The sequence below is a fragment of the Streptomyces sp. NPDC059649 genome, assembly GCF_042734445.1.
Taxonomy (GTDB): Bacteria; Actinomycetota; Actinomycetes; order Streptomycetales; family Streptomycetaceae; genus Streptomyces.
Genome location: NZ_JBHWDV010000049.1, coordinates 20,898 through 39,186, shown reverse-complemented (window position 1 = coordinate 39,186; position 18,289 = coordinate 20,898). Strand labels below are relative to the sequence as shown.

The following is an 18,289-nucleotide window of genomic DNA, read 5'->3' as shown; positions in this document are numbered from 1 at the left end:
GGTGCGGTCGAACTCGATACCGGAGGCCGCCCCTCAGGCGGGCACCGCCGCGTCCACCGCCTTCATGATCCGCTTGTCGGAGACCGGATACGCGGTCCCCAGGGCGTGCGCGAAGTAGCTGACCCGGAGCTCCTCGATCATCCAGCGGATCTCGCGGGCCTCGGCCGGCACCGCACGGCCCGGCGGGAACTGCTCCAGCAGCCAGGCGTATTCGTCCTGCATCTCCTTCACCTTCGCCATGCGGGTGCGGTCCCGCTCGGCGTTGGTCGGCAGCTGCGTCAGACGGCGGTCGGCGGCGATCAGATAGCGCATCAGGTCCGGCAGCCGCTTGGCGCCGTGCGCGGTCACGAAGCCCGGCTTGATGAGCTCCGCCAACTGCTCCCTGACGTCCGTCAGCGACGGCAGCAGCGAGGGGAAGGAGGTCTCCTTCAGCCGGCGCTCACACGCCTGCCAGGCGGCCAGCACCTCCTGCACCTGCTGGATCGTCCGCAGCGTGACGTCCACCAGGTCGGCCCGGACCGCGTCGAACAACTTGCGGAAGGACTCCTCGTCCCACGCCGGGCCGCCCCGCGCCGCGATCAGACGGTCCGCGGCGGCGGTCACGCAGTCGTCGAAGAGCGCCGCGATCGAGCCGTGCGGATTGCGGGACAGCGCGAGCTTCTGTTGGTTGCTCAGCTTGTCCTGGGCGAACTTGGCGGGATTCGACGGGATGTTGAGGAGGATGAGGCGGCGGGTGCCCGCCCACATCGCCGTCTGCTGCGCGGCCTCGGTGTCGAAGAGCCGGACCGCGACGCTGCTGCCCTCGTCCACCAGCGCCGGATACGCCTTCAGCAGCTGGCCCGCGCGCCGGGTCTCGACCGTGCGCGGCAGGGCGCCGATCGTCCAGGACGTCAGGCCGGTGCGCTGCTCCACGCCGGCCGGCGCCGCCGCGTCGGCCGCCGCCCCGTCGCCCTTGCGGCCCCGGGGCGGCCGTTCGGCGGCCTGCTCGAAGGCCTTGGAGATGGCCGCCTGGGTCTTCGGCTTGAGCTTGTGCCGCAGCGCCTCCAGGTCCTTGGCCTCGGCGAGCTTGCGCCGCCGCTCGTCGACCACCCGGAAGGTGATCTTGAGGTGGTCCGGGACCTTGGCCACGTCGAAGTCCGCCGGGTCGACGGGCACGCCCACCATCCGCTGCAGCCCGGCGGCCAGCGCGGCCGTCAACGAGCCCTGCAGCGGGACCGCGGAGTCCAGGAAGCGGGCCGCGAAGTTCGGCGCCGGGACGTAGTTGCGCCGGATCGGCTTGGGCAGCGACCGGATCAGCTCCGTCACCAGCTGCTCGCGCAGGCCCGGGATCTGCCAGTCGAAGCCCTCGGAGGAGACCTGGTTGAGGACCTGCAGCGGGATGTGGACGGTCACACCGTCCGCGTCCGCGCCCGGCTCGAACTGGTAGGTGACCTTGAACTTCAGCTTTCCCTGCCGCCAGGAATCCGGGTAGTCGTCCTTCGTGACGGCCTCGGCGGATTCGTTGATGAGCATCGAGTGCTCGAAGTTCAGCAGCTCCGGCTCGTCCCGGCGCTTGGTCTTCCACCAGGAGTCGAAATGGGCGCCGGAGACGACGTGGTCGGGGATCCGCCGGTCGTAGAAGTCGAAGAGCGTCTCGTCGTCCACGAGGATGTCGCGGCGCCGGGCGCGGTGCTCCAACTCCTCGACCTCACCGAGGAGTTTGCGGTTGTCATGGAAGAACTGGTGGTGGGTGCGCCAGTCGCCCTCGACCAGGGCATTGCGGATGAACAGCTCGCGCGAGGTCTCCGGATCGATCCGGCCGTAGTTGACCTTGCGCTGGGCGACGATCGGGACGCCGTAGAGCGTGACCCGCTCGTACGCCATCACCGCGGCCATCTTCTGCTCCCAGTGCGGCTCGCTGTACGTGCGCTTCACCAGGTGCTGGGCGAGCGGCTCGATCCACTCCGGCTCGATCTTCGCGTTCACCCGCGCCCACAGCCGGGAGGTCTCGACCAGCTCGGCGGACATCACCCAGCGCGGGGGCTTCTTGAAGAGCGCGGACCCGGGGAAGACCGCGAACTTGGCGCTCCGGGCGCCGAGATACTCGTTCTTGGCGTCCGTATCCTTCAGGCCGATGTGCGAAAGCAAACCGGCGAGGAGGGAGGTGTGGACACGGTCCGGTGCCGCGTCCTCCTCGCTCAGATGGATCCCCATCGTCTTGGCGACCGTGCGCAGCTGGGAGTAGATGTCCTGCCACTCGCGTATCCGCAGGTAGTTCAGGAACTCGTTCCGGCACATCCGGCGGAAGGCCGACGAGGACAGCTCCTTCTGCTGCTCGCGCACATAGCGCCAGAGGTTCAGGAACGCCAGGAAGTCGCTGCTCTCGTCCTTGAAGCGGGCGTGCTGCTGATCGGCCTGCTGCTGCTTGTCGGACGGCCGCTCGCGCGGGTCCTGGATGGACAGCGCGGCCGCGATGACCATGACCTCGCGGACACAGCCGTTGCGGTCCGCCTCCAGTACCATCCGCGCCAGCCGCGGGTCGACCGGCAGCTGGGACAGCTTGCGGCCGGTCTGCGTGAGCCGCTTCTTCGGGTCCTTCTGCTTCGGGTCGAGCGCGCCGAGCTCCTCGAGGAGCTGCACGCCGTCCTTGATGTTGCGGCGGTCCGGCGGATCGATGAACGGGAACTTCTCGATGTCGCCGAGGCCGGCCGCGGTCATCTGCAGGATGACGGAGGCGAGGTTCGTCCGGAGGATCTCCGCGTCGGTGAACTCGGGGCGGGAGAGGAAGTCGTCCTCGGAATACAGCCGGATGCAGATGCCGTCGCTGGTCCGGCCGCAGCGGCCCTTGCGCTGGTTGGCGCTGGCCTGCGAGACCGGCTCGATGGGCAGCCGCTGGACCTTGGTGCGGTAGCTGTAGCGGGAGATCCGGGCCATGCCCGGGTCGATGACGTACCGGATGCCCGGCACGGTCAGCGAGGTCTCGGCGACGTTCGTGGCCAGCACGATCCGCCGGCCGGTGTGGCGCTGGAAGACGCGGTGCTGTTCGGCGTGCGACAGCCGGGCGTACAGCGGCAGCACCTCGGTCTGCGGGAGCTGCTTCTTGTTGAGCGCGTCCGCGGTGTCGCGGATCTCCCGCTCGCCCGAGAGGAAGACCAGGATGTCGCCCGGGCCCTCGGCCTGCAGCTCGTCCACCGCATCGCAGATGGCGGTGATCTGGTCGCGGTCCGCGTCCTGGCCGCCCTCCTCCAGCAGCGGTCGGTAGCGCACCTCCACCGGATACGTACGGCCGGACACCTCGACGATCGGCGCGCTGGGGGCGGCGTCACCGTCGCCCGCGGCGGTGGCCGCCGCCCCGACCGTGGCGAACGAGCCGAAGTGCCGCGCGAACCGCTCCGGGTCGATGGTCGCGGAGGTGATCACGACCTTGAGGTCGGGGCGCCGCGGCAGCAGCTGCGCGAGGTAGCCGAGGATGAAGTCGATGTTGAGGCTGCGCTCGTGGGCCTCGTCGATGATGATCGTGTCGTACTGGCGCAGCTCGCGGTCGGTCTGGATCTCGGCGAGCAGGATGCCGTCCGTCATCAGCTTGACGAGGGTGTCGGCGCCGACCTGATCGGTGAACCGGACCTTCCAGCCGACCACCTCGCCCAGCGGGGTCCGCAGCTCCTCCGCGACGCGCTCGGCGACCGTACGGGCCGCGATCCGGCGCGGCTGGGTGTGCCCGATCAGACCGCGCACGCCCCGGCCGAGCTCCAGGCAGATCTTCGGGATCTGGGTCGTCTTGCCGGAGCCGGTCTCGCCGGCCACGATCACGACCTGGTGGTCGCGGATCGCCGCGAGGATCTCGTCCCGCTTCTGGCTGACCGGCAGTTCTTCCGGATACGTGATCTCCGGGACCGCGGCGCGCCGCTGGTCGACCCGCAGCTCGGCCTCGTCGATGCCGTCGGCGATCTCGGCGAGCACGGCCGCCCTGGCTTCGGGCTTACGGATCCGGCGCGCGCCGTCGAGCCGGCGCCCCAGCCGCTGCGCGTCGCGCAGCATCAACTCGGGCAGGCGTGCGTGCAGCGCGGTGAGGGTGGGAGCAGCGGAGCCGGGCGGGGTGGAGGAGATGCCGTCGGGCAGGGCGGAGGCAGGCTGACTGGACATACGTCCCCCAGGATCTCACCTCGGGTGAACGACTGGCGAACCATTTGCCGGCCCGGCCGGGCGCCCGCCCGCATACGGCTCTTGCGCGGAATGTCCGGCCTCGGTGTTTCAGCGTGTGCGCATGCTTGATCATCGCGGCGCTCCGGCCCCCAGGGCGAACCCCCTGCGCGACCGTCCTCGGGCGGCGCAACGACGAAGGCCCCGGTTCCGAGGAACCGGGGCCTTCGTCCAATGGGTGTGGCTGGGGCCGGGGTCGAACCGGCGACCTATCGCTTTTCAGGCGATCGCTCGTACCAACTGAGCTACCCAGCCGCAGCGGTCCTGACGGGATTTGAACCCGCGGCCTCCACCTTGACAGGGTGGCGAGCACTCCAAACTGCTCCACAGGACCTTGCATTGCGTGAAAGCGGCCTGAACCATTCTCACACACGGTGATGCGTGCCCCCAACGGGATTCGAACCCGTGCTACCGCCTTGAAAGGGCGGCGTCCTGGGCCACTAGACGATGAGGGCTGGTGGCCTCCTTGGCGTCGTTACCGGCGCCGTCGGGGACGTGAGAAGCATATGGGATGGGAGGACCGTTCGCCAAAACGGTTTACCCGGAGCCGTCGGAAGGGGTCCTGGTCGGCCGCGAGAAAGGCCCCGGTGAGCGGCCGGCGGACGGCCCTGAGGACGGGCCGGCGAACGGGCCGGACGGGTGAGCCGAGCGGGTCGGCGCCGGCGTGGCGCCGGGCTGGTTCTCCCGGGGGAGGTGGCGGCTGACCTCGGCGCGGGACAGGCCCAGCCCGCCCAGGGTGATCTCGTCCCACGCCTGCAGCCGCTTGGTCCGGCGGTCCAGATAGAGCACCGACGCCTGGACCGGGGCGGGCTTCTTGTTCTGCACCGCCCGCAGCCCGCCGCCGCCCGTGGAGCCCTCGACCATCAGCCGGGTGCCCCCGGGGAGCGTGGTGATCTCCCGGTGGTGGATGTGGCCGGCCAGCACCAGCGGGACCAGCCCGTCGGTCTCCGTCGCGGCGGCCGGGTTGTGCGCCAGCGCCAGGTCGACCGGCGTTCCGGCCAGCCGCTCGGTGCGCAGCACATCGGCGAGCCGGCGGCCGGCGGCGCGCTCGGCGGCGTCCCCGGCCGCCACGACCGAGCGGTCCGGGGTGAACTGCGGGTCGCCGGTGCCCGCGATCCGCACCCCGGCGACCCGGGCCACCCGGCCGTTGTCGAGGACGGTGACGTGCCGGCGGCCGGAGAGGTACTTCTGCGTGGTGTGCGAGTCGTGGTTGCCGCGCACCCATACGTACGGCGCGCCGAGCGTGGACGCCGCGTCGAGGAAGTGGTTCTCGGCGGCCGAGCCGTGGTCCATGGTGTCGCCGGTGTCGACGATCACGTTGATCCGGTACTGCTTCACCAGGGAGGCGATGATCCGCCAGCTGGCCGGGTTCAGGTGGATGTCGGAGACGTGCAGTACGCGGAGGGTGCTGGGGTCGGGCTGGTACGCCGGCAGCGTCGAGGTGGCGTCGTAGAGCTTGGTGACGTTGGTGACCAGCCGCGCCAACTCCTTCTGGTACACGTCGAATTCGCTGACGATGCTGCGCGCGTTGCCGACCACGGACGGGGCCGAGGACAGCAGCCCGGAGAACTTCGGCTCCAGCACCGAGTCCGGGTTCCAGGTGGCGTACGCGGTGCCGGCGGAGGCCCCGAGGAGGGCGAGCGCCAGACCGCCGGCGGCCAGGGCGCGGCGCGGGCGGCGGTAGACGACCAGGCCCAGCGCGGTCGCGCCGGCGGCCACGGCGAGGCAGGAGCGCACCGCCAGCCCGAGGGCGCCGCGGGAGACGTCATGGGTGACCTCGTCCTGCAGGCCGGCGAACCGCTCGGGGTGGGAGACCAGCGCCTGCGAGCGGACCGGGTCCAGCCGGTCGACGTCGACGTCGAGCCGCAGTGGCGCGTAGTGGCTGCTCAGCTCCAGGTCGCCGAGCGGCGCCACGTCGATCCGGGTCCCGCCGGTCAGCGAGGGGCGCAGGGCCATGCTGGTGTCCATCGGGCCGACCGGGGCGTGCACGGTGCCGATGAGGAGCAGCCCGAGCCAGGAGCCGAGCGCGGTCACGGCTATCAGGCCGAGCGAACGGGCCAGCGGGCGCGGCGGGTCGAGGGGGGCCACGGCGGGTTCCGTACGGCGGAAGCGGGAGGGACGGCGGACGGCTCCGGGTGCCACGGATACGCCGTGCGGCCGGTCCCGGCCCGGACGCCACGGCGGGCGGAACGGGCGGGGCAGCCACCGGAGCAGGGGGTTTCGCGGTAGGTCGGGGGCCGATGTCCGGGAGCGCTGAGCACGGGCCATTGGCCCCGTATGCCCGGGCACGGCGCCCGTCAATCAGGGTGCGGCGACTGTGGTGGTGGTGCGGAACGACCGGCGGGCGGCGACGATCGGAGGCGGGAACGGTGGCGGAGAATGGTGGTGTGCTGGAAATGACGCGCGAGGAGTTCGAGGAACTGGTCGCCGAGGCGCTGGACCGGATCCCGCCGGAGCTGACCCGGCTGATGGACAACGTGGCGGTCTTCGTCGAGGACGAACCGCCCGCCGACGACCCCGAGCTGCTCGGGCTGTACGAGGGGACGCCGCTGACCGACCGCGGTGAGTGGTACGCGGGCGTGCTGCCGGACCGGATCACGATCTACCGGGGGCCGACGCTCCGGATGTGCGCGACGCGTGAGGACGTGGTCGCCGAGGCCGAGGTGACGGTCGTTCACGAGATCGCGCACCACTTCGGCATCGACGACGCCCGGCTGCATTCGCTCGGCTACGGCTGAGCCGCGGCGGCGCCCCGGCGTGATCGGCGGCGTGGGGCGCGTGTCCTCAAGCGGGGGGCGGGAGTTGGGCAGGGCGTCCGTGCCGCCGTCCCTGCGCTCCGGATCCGGAGGTCCCGCCGTGCGCCCGAGCCCCTACCGACCCTCGCCGTCCCCGACACCGCCGCCCGCCGCCCCCGTGGTGGCGCGGCCGCCGGAGCCACCGGTGCCGTCGTCGCCGTCGCCCGTACCGCAACCGTCCGCCGCGCAGTCGGCAGCGCGGCCGTCCGCGTCGCCGCTGTCCGGGCCGCTGCTGTCCGGGCCGCTGCCATCCGGGCCGCTGCCGTCCGTGCGGCAGTCGTCCGTGCGGCAGTCGTCCGTGCGGCAGTCGTCCGTGCCGCAGTCGTCGGCGGGCCGGGCGCTGTCCCGGGTCGCCGTCGCCGCCGTGACCCTCTCCGCGCTGGCCGCGTCCCTGGCCGGCTGCATGAGCGTCAGCGACCCCGGCGAGCCCAAGCCGTCCGGTGGCGCCGCACGCCAGGACGGCCAGGGCTCGCAGCCCGGCCCCGGCGGACCGACCGCCGACGGGCGCGGCGCCGGAGCGCGGCAGCTGGGCCGTAACGGCGAGGCCCGGCCGGCCGGCGGCGACGAGAAGCCGGGCAAGAAGTCGAAGTCCGCGAAGCCCAAGCCGTCCGAGAGCGGTAGGACACCCGGCCCGGTGGAGCCCTCGGGCCCGGAACCCGGCGCGGGCGGCAGCGGCGGCTCCGGCGGCGCGCACGGACCCGCCGGCCCCTCGCCGTCCCACTCCACCCGGCCGTCCGCCCCGCCCGCCACGCCCACGCCCCCCAGCACCCCCACCGCCGCCCCGACCCCGCCGCCGAGCACCCCCGCGACCCCGCCGAGCGCCCAGGCGTCCGGTCCGTCCCCGGTCTCGCCGATGTCGTCGCTGTCCGAGCCGGGGGAGCCGGGCGAGCCGGGGGAGCCCGGGAAGGCAGGCACCATGGACGAGGGGGCCTGACGGGTCCGGCCGACGGGGGTGGGTACGGGCCGCGGACGGTTCCTGGGGGGACGGGCGAAGGGCCGCTCCTGGGGGCGGGTGAAGGGCTGCTTCTGGGGAGGGGCGAAGGGCCGTTCCTGGGGGCGGGCGAAGAGCCGTGGAGCCCGGGTGCGGGGCCGGATCGAAGGCCGCGGGGCCGGGGCCCGTTCCGTAAGCCCTGGTCAGCGGCTCATTTGCCATCCGGGGGGCGGAGTGCGTATGGTGGTAGATCGTTTGATCCCATTTGCCCGGCGCCAGAAAAGAAGCGCGCCGCGTGGCGCGTTCTCTCCCTTGCCGTGGCTGACCGCATTGAGGCGGTCGTTGTGAAACACACGGAGTTTGGGCGCGTGCCGAGACTCCGGAAGGTTTCGCATTTCGCATGTCCATTTCCACTGATCAGTCCGTCATGCCCGCACACGACGAGCAGGACGAGCAGCCGACCGCCGAGGTGACCGAGGTCACGGTCGCGTCCGATGCGGACGCCGCCGCCGATGCCCAGGCCGACGCCGACACCCTCACCTTCGCCGACCTCGGCCTCCCCGAGGGCGTCGTGCGCAAGCTCGCGCAGAACGGCGTGACGACCCCCTTCCCGATCCAGGCCGCGACCATCCCGGACGCCCTGGCCGGCAAGGACATCCTCGGCCGCGGCCGCACCGGCTCCGGCAAGACCCTCTCCTTCGGTCTGCCCACCCTGGCCCGGCTCGCCGACGGCCGCACCGAGAAGAAGAAGCCGCGCGCCGTCATCCTCACCCCGACCCGTGAGCTGGCCATGCAGGTCGCGGACGCCCTCCAGCCCTACGGCGACGTGCTCGGCCTGAAGATGAAGGTCGTCTGCGGCGGTACGTCCATGGGCAACCAGATCTACGCCCTGGAGCGCGGCGTCGACATCCTCGTCGCCACCCCGGGCCGACTGCGCGACATCATCAACCGCGGCGCCTGCTCCCTCGCGGACGTCCAGGTCGCGGTCCTCGACGAGGCCGACCAGATGTCCGACCTGGGCTTCCTGCCCGAGGTCACCGAGCTGCTGGACCAGGTGCCCGAGGGCGGCCAGCGGATGCTGTTCTCCGCCACGATGGAGAACGAGATCTCCACCCTGGTCAAGCGCTACCTGACCGACCCGGTCAGCCACGAGGTCGACAGCGCCCAGGGCAACGTCACCACCATGACCCACCACGTCCTGGTCGTGAAGCCGAAGGACAAGGCGCCGGTCACCGCCGCCATCGCCGCCCGCAAGGGCCGCACCATCATCTTCGTCCGCACCCAGCTGGGCGCCGACCGCATCGCCGAGCAGCTGGTCGAGTCCGGCGTCAAGGCCGACGCGCTGCACGGCGGCATGACCCAGGGCGCCCGCACCCGGGTCCTCGCGGACTTCAAGGACGGCTACGTCAACGCGCTGGTCGCCACCGACGTCGCGGCCCGCGGTATCCACGTCGACGGCATCGACCTGGTCCTCAACGTCGACCCGGCCGGCGACCACAAGGACTACCTGCACCGTTCGGGCCGTACCGCCCGCGCCGGCCAGTCCGGCACGGTCGTCTCGCTCTCGCTGCCCCACCAGCGCCGGCAGATCTTCCGCCTGATGGAGGACGCCGGTGTGGACGCCTCCCGGCACATCGTCGGCTCGGGCACCTTCGACGAGGACGTCGCCCGGATCACCGGCGCGCGTTCGCTCACCGAGGTCCAGGCCGAGTCCGCCAACAACTCCGCCAAGCAGGCCGAGCGCGAGGTCGCCCAGCTCACCCGTGAGCTGGAGCGGCTGCAGCGCCGGGCCGCCGAACTGCGCGAGGAGGCCGACCGGCTGACCTCCCGGGCCGCCCGCGAGCGCGGTGAGGACCCGGCCGAGGTGCTGGCCGCCGCTGCCGAGACCGCCGCGGCGGAGGTCGCCGCCGAGACCGCCGCCGTCGAGCGGAGCGCCGCCGACGAGCGTCGTCCGGCCGCCTCCGACCGCCGTGACGACCGCGGCAACTTCGAGCGCCGGGACCGTCGTGACGACCGTCGCGACGACCGGGGCGGTTTCAACCGTGACGAGCGTTCCGGTGGCCGTTCCTTCGACCGTGACCGTCGTGACGACCGCGGTGGTTTCCGCCGTGACGACCGCGGCGACCGCGCCGGTGGCCGTTCCTTCGACCGCCGTGACGACCGTTCCGGTGGCCGTTCCTTCGACCGTGACCGCCGCGACGACCGGGGCGGTTTCGAGCGCCGGGACCGTCGTGACGACCGCCGTGACGACCGGGGTGGTGTCAACCGTGACGAGCGTTCCGGTGGCCGTTCCTTCGACCGTGACCGTCGTGACGACCGCGGTGGTTTCCGCCGGGACGACCGGGGTGACCGTGCCGGTGGCCGTTCCTTCGACCGCGGTGACCGCGGCTTCAACCGCGACCGCGGCGACCGCCCGAACCGCCCGTTCCACCGTGACGACCGCTCCTCCGGCGGCTACCGTTCCGGCGGCGGCGACCGGCCCTTCAACCGCGACGACCGCTCCGGCGGCCGCCCCTCCACCGGTGGCCACCGTTCCGGCGGCGGCGACCGCCCCTACGGCCGCCGTGACGACCACCGTGGTGCCCCCGCCGGCTCCTACGGCCGCCGCGAGGACAAGCCGCGCTGGAAGCGCAACGGCTGATCGCTGACCGACGCCGCTCACCACCGGGCCCGTACGCACACAAGTGCCGTACGGGCCCGGTGCGTTGTGCGGTCGCCACACCCCGCCGAAGGGCCCGCCGCGCGGCCCGCGGCACCCCTGTGACCTGGCCGTTCGGTAATGCCTTCGGGCTGCGGCACGACCTCGGGCTATGCTGCTCGGTGCGGGCCATTAGCTCAATTGGCAGAGCAGTGGACTTTTAATCCATTGGTTCAGGGTTCGAGCCCCTGATGGCCCACCGAAACCACGCCAGGACACGTCGCCTGATGTACGGTTCCACGCCTCGACCGGGATTGCCCGGACGGGGCGTTCCGTTTTTCCCGCGCCCGGCGGCGACCTGGCGTGGATCGCCGAGGGTGATCGGTGGACGGCCGTACGGGCCGCATCGGCGGGTCTCAGTCGAGGCCGAGGACCTGTCCGGGGCGGATCCGGTCCGGGTCGGCGCCGATGGTGTCGGTGTTGGTGCGGTAGAGGTGGGCCCAGGTGGTGCCGTGGGTGGCGGCGATGCTGCCGAGGGTGTCACCGGGGCGGACGGTGTAGCGGTGGGGGCTCGTGGTGTCGGGTGCCCGGCCGGCGGACGGGTCCGGGGTGGGCTGCTGCGGGCAGGGGTTCTCGGCGGTGGCCGTGGGGCGTACCGGCTGGGGGGTCAGGGGTGTGCAGACGGGGACGGCCGCGCCGATGAGTTGGACCAGGCCCACGCCGCCGGTGGGAGGCAGGAGCGCGGACCAGTTGTTGGCCAGCCATACGTTGCCCGAGGGGTCGATCTGTACCGCGGTCAGGTGCTGGATCGCCTTGTGGTGGAAGCCCCTGGCCGGGGACAGGACGGTACCGGTGGCGGCGCCGGGCGGGCAGGCGGTCACGTTCTCGCCGCACAGCAGTGACACCGAGGCGTTGCCGAAGCCGGCGACCCATACCCGGTCGGAGCCGTCGACGGCGATCGACCAGGGGAAGACGGTCCGGGGCAGCCGGTGGACGCCCGCGACGGTGCCGTCGGGGCGCAGTTCGGTGATGGTGCTGTTGAAGTAGCTGGGTACCCAGGCGTTGCCGTGGGAGTCCAGGGCGAGCCCCAACGGCCCTTGGAACGAGCTGCTGTTGATGGTGGCCCGGGTCGTGAAGTCCGGGCCGATGACGGTGACACTGCCGCCGAGCTTGCCGGGAGTACCGGCTCTGCGGGAGTCCAGGAGCTGGCCGAAGTCCATCTGGCTGTTGGTGATCCAGGCCCGGCCGCGGGCGTCGATCTGGAGGCCGAAGGGGTGGTTGAGGCCGCTGTGGGGGAGGGTGAATGCCTTGGCGGGGTCCCCGTGCGGATAGACGACGATGCTGCCCAGGCCCGGTTTGCCCGACAGGCCGAAGGAGTTGGCGATCCACAGGTTGCCGCGCTGGTCGACGGCGACCCCCTGCGGGCGGACGAATCCGCCGTTCGCCCACCCTGTGGGGGGCGAGAGCGGCGTGCCGGTGGCCGAGTACTTCGTCATGGCATCGGTGCCGTAGCTGGGCGCCCACACCGCACCGCCGTGGTCGACGGCGATGCCCCACGCCCCGCCGTTCATCCCGCCGCCGCTGAGGGGGCTGCCGAGGACCGGGCGGCCGGTGGGGTCCAGGACGCTGACGTAGCGGCTGGCGGTGCGGGTGCCCGGCAGCCAGTTGTTGGTCGCCCAGGCGTTGCCGCGTGCGTCGAAGGCGATGCGGCCGGGGGCGTACAGATCGGTGTCGGTGTAGCGCAGGGCCAGGAGCCAGCTTTCCGGCGGCGCGGTGAGCGCGGGGGTGTGGTCGCCGGTGGTGCGGGCCAGGGCGTACAGGCCGGCGGTGGACAGGGTCGGATGGTGGGCCAGGGCCAGCAGGGCCTGCACCGTGTCCGTGGGGGCGGGGCCGCCGCGGGGTGTGGCCAGGCGCAGCAGTCGCGCGCACCGCGGGCCGTCCGTCGCGCACGCGGAGACGAGGTCGGCCAGGGTGCCGAGCGTGGCCAGGGTTTCGTTGCGGGCACCGTTGGCGGCGTCGGTGACCACCCGGCCGGCTCTTCCGGTCGTCGGGTCGGCGAGGTTGAAGGAGGTCGCCGCGGCGTTCTCCAGCCCCGGGGCGGGCCCGGCCACCTGGCGTCCGCTGTCGAACTGCGCCAGCGCGTAGGTGGCCGCCACGGTGGTGAGTTCGTCGACCGTCACCCGGTCCAGGGTCCGCGGCCGGACGGCGCCGCCGGACCCGACCCCGACCACCGCGCGCAGCCGCAGCCTGCGCCCGCTCGTGGCCTCCACGTACAGGACCCCGCCGGCGGGCGGGGCGTACCGGATCCGGAAGGCCCCGGCCGCGTCGGTGCGGGCCCGGCCCAGCTCCCTGCTGCCCTCTCGCGAGCCCGCCCACAACCGCACCGGCACCCCGCGCAGCGGCTGTCCCGCGCCGGTGACCGTGCCGTGCACCGTGCCGCCGGACGGCGTGACCGGCCGTGCGCCTGACGGGGCGGCGGCCAGTGCCAGCGTGACCGCCGCCGACGCCGCGGCGACGGCGGCGGCGGCCGCCGGCAACGGGCGGGCCCACCGCGGCCGGCCGCGCCGGGAGGGGCGACGGAAAGCGTGCCGGCGTACGGCGGATCCGGTCATGACGTCACAAGCCTTTCCACGAGGCGCGGCAGGGCCGGCCGGGCACTGATGTCACCGCTGAACGGGGCGGGTGCTGCGCATACCGGATCCGCCACAGTCGTGCGCCCGGAACGCAACGAGTGCTGCGCCGTCGGGACGGACGCCGGCCGCGGGCGGGCCGGCTCATCCCTGCGGTTGTCCCGGGGCGGGGCCCGTACCGCTGTCGGTCTCCGGGGTGCGGAGGGTGAACCAGCCGATCCTCGACGCGCCGAACAGCCAGATCGCGCCCAGGTACAGGTCCGGGCCCACCTGCCGGATCTCGTCGCGCACCCCGCGCGCGACCAGGGACGTGCGCGAGTAGTCGATGACGATGCACTCCCGCTCGTCCACCAGGCTCGGGCCCGGAGCCACCCTGGCCAGCACGGCCAACGCATCGAACGGCCCCAGCCGGTTGCTCAGGTAGCCGTTCTCGGGGCTGAACACCTTTCCCCGCCACACGGCCAGCCGCACCAGCGCCGCGATCGGCTGCACCAGGGCGGTGCCGGCACCCAGGATGGCGGTGCCCTCCATGGGGCCACGGGGCACCTCACCGGCCGGGCCGGCACGGAAGATCTCCTCCAGCCGGCCGTCGCCGGCCGCCAGCAGCTCGCTCTCGGTGAATGACACAGTCAGCCTCCAGCAGTCGTCATCGGCCCACCGCCGCCCCTCCCCGGCTGTCTCAACCCGGCGGGCCCGTTCGGAAGCCCCACGGCGCGGCCCGGGCCTGCGCGAGCGGTCAGCTTCACCATGAACGCGCCCGCACCGCGCCACCACCCCGATACGGCCGATCAGCGACCCGGCCCGTGCCGGCCGGCGGAACGGTCGGCGCGGTGACCCGTCCGGCCCCCGTGCATTCGCCGGGCGCCCCCGCGGCGGACAGCCTTGGGACGTCGAGGTGACGTCGACATGCGGCCGGCATGCCGGTGCTCGTACGGCGGACGGGCGGAGCGGGAAGAGGCCGGTGCGGATGCTGCAGGGCTACGGGTCGTCCACGGGCGACGGGGAGCGGCGGGCGCGCCGGGCCCGGATGTCCCCGGTGGGCCGGCGCCTGGCCTGCTGGCTCCCCGCCGTCCTGATCGTCGGCGGCCTCGCGTTCGACATGGCGACGCCGCCGAGCTACACCGCCGCGCCCTTCTTCTCCGCCGCCCCGCTGGTGGCGGCGCCGCTCTTCTCGCTGCCCGCCACCGCCCTCACGGCCCTGGCCGCCATGGCCGGCGAGTCCCTGGTGGTGACGTACCGCAGCGCCGCCCAGGACACCCACGAGTCGGTGACCGAGATCGCGACCGTGTTCGTCGTCGCCCTGCTGGCGCTCGCCATCAACCGCGTCGTCCGGATGTCCGACGCCCATCTGGCGTCCGTACGGGACGTCTCGGAGGCCGCGCAGCGGGCCGTGCTGCCGGCGCCGCCCGAGCGGCTCGGCGGGCTCGCGGTCGCCGCCCGGTACGTGGGCGCGCGGGCGGACGCCCGGATCGGCGGCGATCTCTACGCGGTGCAGGACACCCCGCACGGCGTACGGCTGATCGTCGGCGACGTCCGCGGCAAGGGGCTGGAGGCGGTGGAGGCCGCCGTGGTGGTCATCGGCGCCTTCCGGGAGGCCGCGGAACAGGAGGCCACCCTGGAGGCGGTGGCCGGCCGGCTGGAGCGGGCGCTGCAACGGGAGGGCGGGCGGCGCGCGGGGCTCGACCAGTGCGAGGGGTTCACCACCGCGGTTCTGGCCGAGATCCCGGCCGGCGGGCGGTCCGTGCTGCGGGTCCTCAACCGCGGCCACCCGGCGCCCCTGTTGCTCGGCCCGGACGGCGGACTGTGCGAGCTGGCGCCCTCCGCGCCGGCGCTGCCGCTGGGGATGAGCGAGGTGGCGAGCTGGCCGGACCGTTCCGACGAGTCGTTCTTCCCGGCCGGGTCGCTGCTCCTCTTCTTCACCGACGGCGTGACCGAGGCCCGCGACCTGCGCGGCCGTTTCTACGACCCGGCGGACAAGCTCCGCGGCCGGCACTTCCCGGGCCCCGGCAGCCTGCTGGACGCCCTCATCGAGGACGTCTCCCGGCATACGGGCGGGGCCCCGGCGGACGACATGGCCCTGTTGGCGCTGCAGCGGCCCATGGGGGAGTGAGGGCTGTGCCGCGTTCCCCTACAGCGGGCGGAAGCTCTGCCCGTGCGGGCCGGTGAGTGCGACCGGGTGGCCGTCCAGGGCGAGGGTCAGCTGCAGCGGGTCGTCCGGGCGCGGGGTGTGGTGCGCGGGCAGCGGGAGCCACGGCAGCACGGAGTGGTGCTCCTGGGAGACCCAGTGCCCGCCGCCGTCCCGCCCGTCGAGGACCGACCGTACGAGCCGGGCGAACTCCTCGCGCCGGGCCGGCGGCAGATAGCTCAGCACGGAGGTGTGGAACACCACCAGCGTCGCCCCGGCGGGCGCCTCGGCCGCCAGCGCGGGCAGTTCCTCGATCAGGTCCCCGCGGACGATCCGCGGCCGCGGCGCCGCCCGCACCGCCTCGACGGCCGCGGACAGCCGGGCCGCCCGCGCCTCGTCGCCGGGCCATACGAGCGACCGCAGCCAGCGCAGGTCGTCCGGCTCGGCGACCGGGTCGAGCGGATCGAGATCGATCCCGGCCCGCCAGACGACCTCGGGGAGCCGGGTGGGGAGGTGCGGTCCGTGCCCTGCCGCCGGCACCGGCGCCTGCACCAGGCAGGGGAAGACCACCGGGCTGTCGGCCGGGCCCACTTCGACGACCGGGTGGTGCGCTCCTCCCGGTGCGCGCCCGCCAGAGTGGCCGGCAGCCGGCCCGCCCGCGTACCCGGGCCCGTGCCGGTACTCCTGCCCGTCCCCGGGCCCGTGCCGGTACGCGTACTCGTACCGATAGCGGTCCGGGTGCAGACACAGCCCCGCCGAGGTGCCGACCTCCAGCAGGGCCAGTGGCTGGGGCAGCCGGGCGAGCAGCGGCAGCAGGGTGGCGCAGCGGGCCGGCTCGTTGGTCTGGGTGCCGCGGCGCATGATCACGTCCCGCACCTGGTCCCAATGACGGATCGTCCATTCGCGCCAGCGACCGTACGCCGCCGCGCCGCGCGGGCCCTGTTCCGCGTGCGGGCCGTCGAGATGGCGGACGGCGGCGACCAGGAGTTGGGGCTGCTGCTTGTTGCCGGCCGGCAGCGAACCCGCCAGCAGCTCGCACAACTCCTGGTCCTGGCCGATCCGTGCGGACAGCTCCTCGTGGGCGTCGGACCGCCCGCGTGCCTCGCGCCAGGAGAACTCCTGGTACCGGCGCGCCACGTCCTGGGCGCTTCCGGACGTGCCACCGCTGCGGCCGGGACGGCCGGGATGGCCGTGGTGCCCGTGACCGGTGCTGCGGAGGCGTGCGGCGGGTCCGGGGCTCTCGGCGTGTCCGGGACTCTCGGAGTATCCGGGGCGCTCGGCGTTGACGACCATGATCCGACGTTACTGTCTTCACGTTCCGTAATGGTCGGGCACCCCTCTGCATAACAACTGACGCACAATCATCGAGAGGTCGTTTAGCGGCGGCACGGGGCGGTGCGGGGCGGTGCGGTCAACTCGCCCGATTTATGGCCATGGTGACCGGAAAAGACCACGCCACAGCTGGTGCGCGAGGCATATCGATTCCCGGGAAGGCTTGGAAAACGGCCGCGATCTCTATTACTGTCCGATAACGCAGCGCGGTCGTCCCAGCCGCCGCAAGAGGCGGCACCGCGCGCCGACGCCGAATCCCGCACGCGCTTTTCACGCACCTCCAGCATCTCGAACTGCACCAAGGGAACCGGGGAACCACCACCTTGGGGTGAATCGGACGCCTCCGCCAGAGGGTGCCCGTAGGAGACCTTCCTGCTCCGAACCCGTCAGCTAACCCGGTAGGCGAGAAGGAAGGAAAGGAGAGCGCCCCCGTGGCGTCCAACAGGCCTGTCCCCGAGGCTCCATCCGCCTACGAGTTCGACGACCGGGGCCCGGGTGCCCCGCATGCGCCGGGCGCCCCGCACGCCTTCGCAGGCTCCGGCGGCACCGCTTTCGTCACCGACACCCGTTTTGCGACGGCCGGCGAGGCGCACGGTGACGCCGACGGCCAGTGGGAGGAGTGGAACCCCACCGAGGAGTCCGTCCGCCCGGTCCGCGGCAAGCACCGGGTGGCCAAGCAGCGCGGCGGTGGACTCGCCCGCGGTGGCACGGTCCTGGGTGTCGGCGTCATCGCGGCGGTCGGCGCGGGCGGGATGGCCACGGCCGAGGGCAAGCCGCCGGTACCGATCTCGATGCCCGACCTCAGCGGTGTGGCCGACGCCGTCACCGACCACCTCCCGGACGCCGCCTCCCTGCCCGGCGTCGGCAACCTGATATCCGACGGCGGCTCGGACACCGGGTCCGACGCTGCCTCCGCGCCCGTCGACCCGCTCGCCGCGACGGGCTCGCCGTCGACCACGGCCACCGACACCGGGTCGAGTGCGGGCACGGGCTCCGGCGCGAACGCCGGTGAGGCGCTGCGCAGCCGTATCCTCCAGCAGGCCGACGCCCAGCAGGGCGCCGGCGAACAGGAGGCCCGCGAGGCCGCCGAACAGGCCGCGATCAAGCAGGCCACGACGGACGCGGCCGCGGACCAGAGCGCCGCCGAGAAGGCCGCGGCCGCCAAGAAGGAGGCAGCGGCCGAGGCCCGGCGCAAGGCCGAGGAGGAGGCCCGCCGGAAGGCGGAGGCCGAGCGCCTCGCCAAACTGGCGCAGAGCTACCTCACCCCGGTCGCCTCGTACACCCTCACCGCGAGCTTCGGGCAGGCCGGTGACCGCTGGGCCGCGGACCACACCGGCCAGGACTTCGCCGCCCCGACCGGTACGCCCGTCAGGGCGGTGCACTCCGGCACCATCACCCAGGCCGGCTGGGCCGGTTCGTACGGCTACCGCATCGTCCTGACCCTCGACGACGGCACCGAGCTCTGGTTCTGCCACCTCTCCTCGATGGTCAAGACCTCGGGCAAGGTCAGCACCGGTGACGTGATCGGCCGGGTCGGCGCCACGGGCAACGTCACCGGGCCTCACCTCCACCTGGAGGTACGCCCCGGCGCCGGCGACCCGATAGACCCGATGCCCTGGCTGCGCGACCACGGCCTCAACGTCTGACGAGCGGGGCGGG

At 73.2% G+C, this 18,289-nt stretch carries 11 protein-coding genes, 4 tRNA genes and 1 riboswitch; of the genes, 6 read left to right on the top strand and 9 right to left on the bottom strand.

Annotation, left to right across the window (positions count from 1 at the left end):
- Positions 1 to 33: 33 nt before the first annotated feature.
- The 5 genes from hrpA to ACFV1J_RS33225 all read right to left on the bottom strand — a co-directional run bounded on the left by hrpA (position 34) and on the right by ACFV1J_RS33225 (position 6,447).
- Positions 34 to 4,122, bottom strand: coding sequence for an ATP-dependent RNA helicase HrpA (hrpA, locus tag ACFV1J_RS33245; RefSeq protein WP_385864403.1), 4,089 nt, complete (start codon positions 4,120 to 4,122; stop codon positions 34 to 36).
- 238 nt (positions 4,123 to 4,360) lie between these two features.
- A tRNA-Phe gene (locus ACFV1J_RS33240) sits at positions 4,361 to 4,434 on the bottom strand.
- 4 nt (positions 4,435 to 4,438) lie between these two features.
- Positions 4,439 to 4,513: transfer RNA gene (locus ACFV1J_RS33235), tRNA-Asp, on the bottom strand.
- Between the two features lie 48 nt (positions 4,514 to 4,561).
- A tRNA-Glu gene (locus ACFV1J_RS33230) sits at positions 4,562 to 4,634 on the bottom strand.
- Between the two features lie 82 nt (positions 4,635 to 4,716).
- On the bottom strand, positions 4,717 to 6,447 hold the full coding sequence (locus ACFV1J_RS33225) for a metallophosphoesterase (RefSeq protein ID WP_385864401.1): 1,731 nt from the start codon (positions 6,445 to 6,447) through the stop codon (positions 4,717 to 4,719).
- A 119-nt stretch (positions 6,448 to 6,566) separates the two neighbouring features.
- Here ACFV1J_RS33225 and ACFV1J_RS33220 point away from each other — a divergent pair, with 119 nt between their 5' ends.
- A complete protein-coding gene (locus ACFV1J_RS33220) occupies positions 6,567 to 6,917 on the top strand; it encodes a metallopeptidase family protein (RefSeq protein WP_385864398.1) in 351 nt (116 codons plus the stop codon).
- Between the two features lie 132 nt (positions 6,918 to 7,049).
- Here ACFV1J_RS33220 and ACFV1J_RS33215 read toward each other — a convergent pair whose 3' ends face one another.
- Entirely contained in the window at positions 7,050 to 7,379 is a 330-nt protein-coding gene (locus tag ACFV1J_RS33215; RefSeq protein WP_385864394.1) for a hypothetical protein, read from the bottom strand.
- On the opposite strand from ACFV1J_RS33215, the gene ACFV1J_RS33210 reads away from it, so the two are divergent.
- From ACFV1J_RS33210 to ACFV1J_RS33200, 3 genes are all read left to right on the top strand, one after another.
- The gene (locus ACFV1J_RS33210) at positions 7,378 to 7,908 is read left to right on the top strand and encodes a hypothetical protein (RefSeq protein WP_385864392.1); all 531 of its coding nucleotides are present in this window, start codon (positions 7,378 to 7,380) and stop codon (positions 7,906 to 7,908) included. The genes ACFV1J_RS33215 and ACFV1J_RS33210 overlap by 2 nt on opposite strands.
- Positions 7,909 to 8,305: 397 nt before the next feature.
- On the top strand, positions 8,306 to 10,546 hold the full coding sequence (locus ACFV1J_RS33205) for a DEAD/DEAH box helicase (protein WP_385864388.1): 2,241 nt from the start codon (positions 8,306 to 8,308) through the stop codon (positions 10,544 to 10,546).
- 183 nt (positions 10,547 to 10,729) lie between these two features.
- Positions 10,730 to 10,802, top strand: a tRNA-Lys gene (locus tag ACFV1J_RS33200).
- 157 nt (positions 10,803 to 10,959) lie between these two features.
- On the opposite strand, the gene ACFV1J_RS33195 is transcribed toward ACFV1J_RS33200, so the two are convergent.
- Both ACFV1J_RS33195 and ACFV1J_RS33190 read right to left on the bottom strand, forming a co-directional pair.
- Positions 10,960 to 13,155 carry a LysM peptidoglycan-binding domain-containing protein gene (locus tag ACFV1J_RS33195; RefSeq protein WP_385864387.1) on the bottom strand — a complete coding sequence of 732 codons (2,196 nt, stop codon included), beginning with the start codon at positions 13,153 to 13,155 and terminating at the stop codon, positions 10,960 to 10,962.
- Positions 13,156 to 13,317: 162 nt separating this feature from the next.
- Entirely contained in the window at positions 13,318 to 13,800 is a 483-nt protein-coding gene (locus ACFV1J_RS33190) for a hypothetical protein (protein ID WP_385864385.1), read from the bottom strand.
- A 340-nt stretch (positions 13,801 to 14,140) separates the two neighbouring features.
- On the opposite strand from ACFV1J_RS33190, the gene ACFV1J_RS33185 reads away from it, so the two are divergent.
- On the top strand, positions 14,141 to 15,283 hold the full coding sequence (locus ACFV1J_RS33185; RefSeq protein ID WP_385864421.1) for a PP2C family protein-serine/threonine phosphatase: 1,143 nt from the start codon (positions 14,141 to 14,143) through the stop codon (positions 15,281 to 15,283).
- Between the two features lie 18 nt (positions 15,284 to 15,301).
- Here the strand turns inward: ACFV1J_RS33185 and ACFV1J_RS33180 are convergent, their stop codons facing one another.
- Positions 15,302 to 16,591, bottom strand: coding sequence for a DUF2332 family protein (locus ACFV1J_RS33180; RefSeq protein WP_385864383.1), 1,290 nt, complete (start codon positions 16,589 to 16,591; stop codon positions 15,302 to 15,304).
- A 304-nt stretch (positions 16,592 to 16,895) separates the two neighbouring features.
- Positions 16,896 to 17,050, top strand: a riboswitch (cyclic di-AMP (ydaO/yuaA leader).
- Positions 17,051 to 17,061: 11 nt separating this feature from the next.
- On the opposite strand from ACFV1J_RS33180, the gene ACFV1J_RS33175 reads away from it, so the two are divergent.
- Entirely contained in the window at positions 17,062 to 18,276 is a 1,215-nt protein-coding gene (locus ACFV1J_RS33175) for a peptidoglycan DD-metalloendopeptidase family protein (protein WP_385864382.1), read from the top strand.
- Positions 18,277 to 18,289: the final 13 nt, after the last annotated feature.

Bases quoted from the DNA above. Each gene is read 5' to 3' on its own strand.
- hrpA (WP_385864403.1), bottom strand. From the start codon at position 4,122: ATGTCCAGTCAGCCTGCCTCCGCCCTGCCCGACGGCATCTCCTCCACC.
- ACFV1J_RS33225 (WP_385864401.1), bottom strand. From the start codon at position 6,447: ATGGCCCGTGCTCAGCGCTCCCGGACATCGGCCCCCGACCTACCGCGA.
- ACFV1J_RS33210 (WP_385864392.1), top strand. From the start codon at position 7,378: ATGAGCGTCAGCGACCCCGGCGAGCCCAAGCCGTCCGGTGGCGCCGCA.
- ACFV1J_RS33215 (WP_385864394.1), bottom strand. From the start codon at position 7,379: ATGCAGCCGGCCAGGGACGCGGCCAGCGCGGAGAGGGTCACGGCGGCG.
- ACFV1J_RS33205 (WP_385864388.1), top strand. From the start codon at position 8,306: ATGTCCATTTCCACTGATCAGTCCGTCATGCCCGCACACGACGAGCAG.
- ACFV1J_RS33195 (WP_385864387.1), bottom strand. From the start codon at position 13,155: ATGACCGGATCCGCCGTACGCCGGCACGCTTTCCGTCGCCCCTCCCGG.
- ACFV1J_RS33185 (WP_385864421.1), top strand. From the start codon at position 14,141: ATGCTGCAGGGCTACGGGTCGTCCACGGGCGACGGGGAGCGGCGGGCG.
- ACFV1J_RS33180 (WP_385864383.1), bottom strand. From the start codon at position 16,591: ATGGTCGTCAACGCCGAGCGCCCCGGATACTCCGAGAGTCCCGGACAC.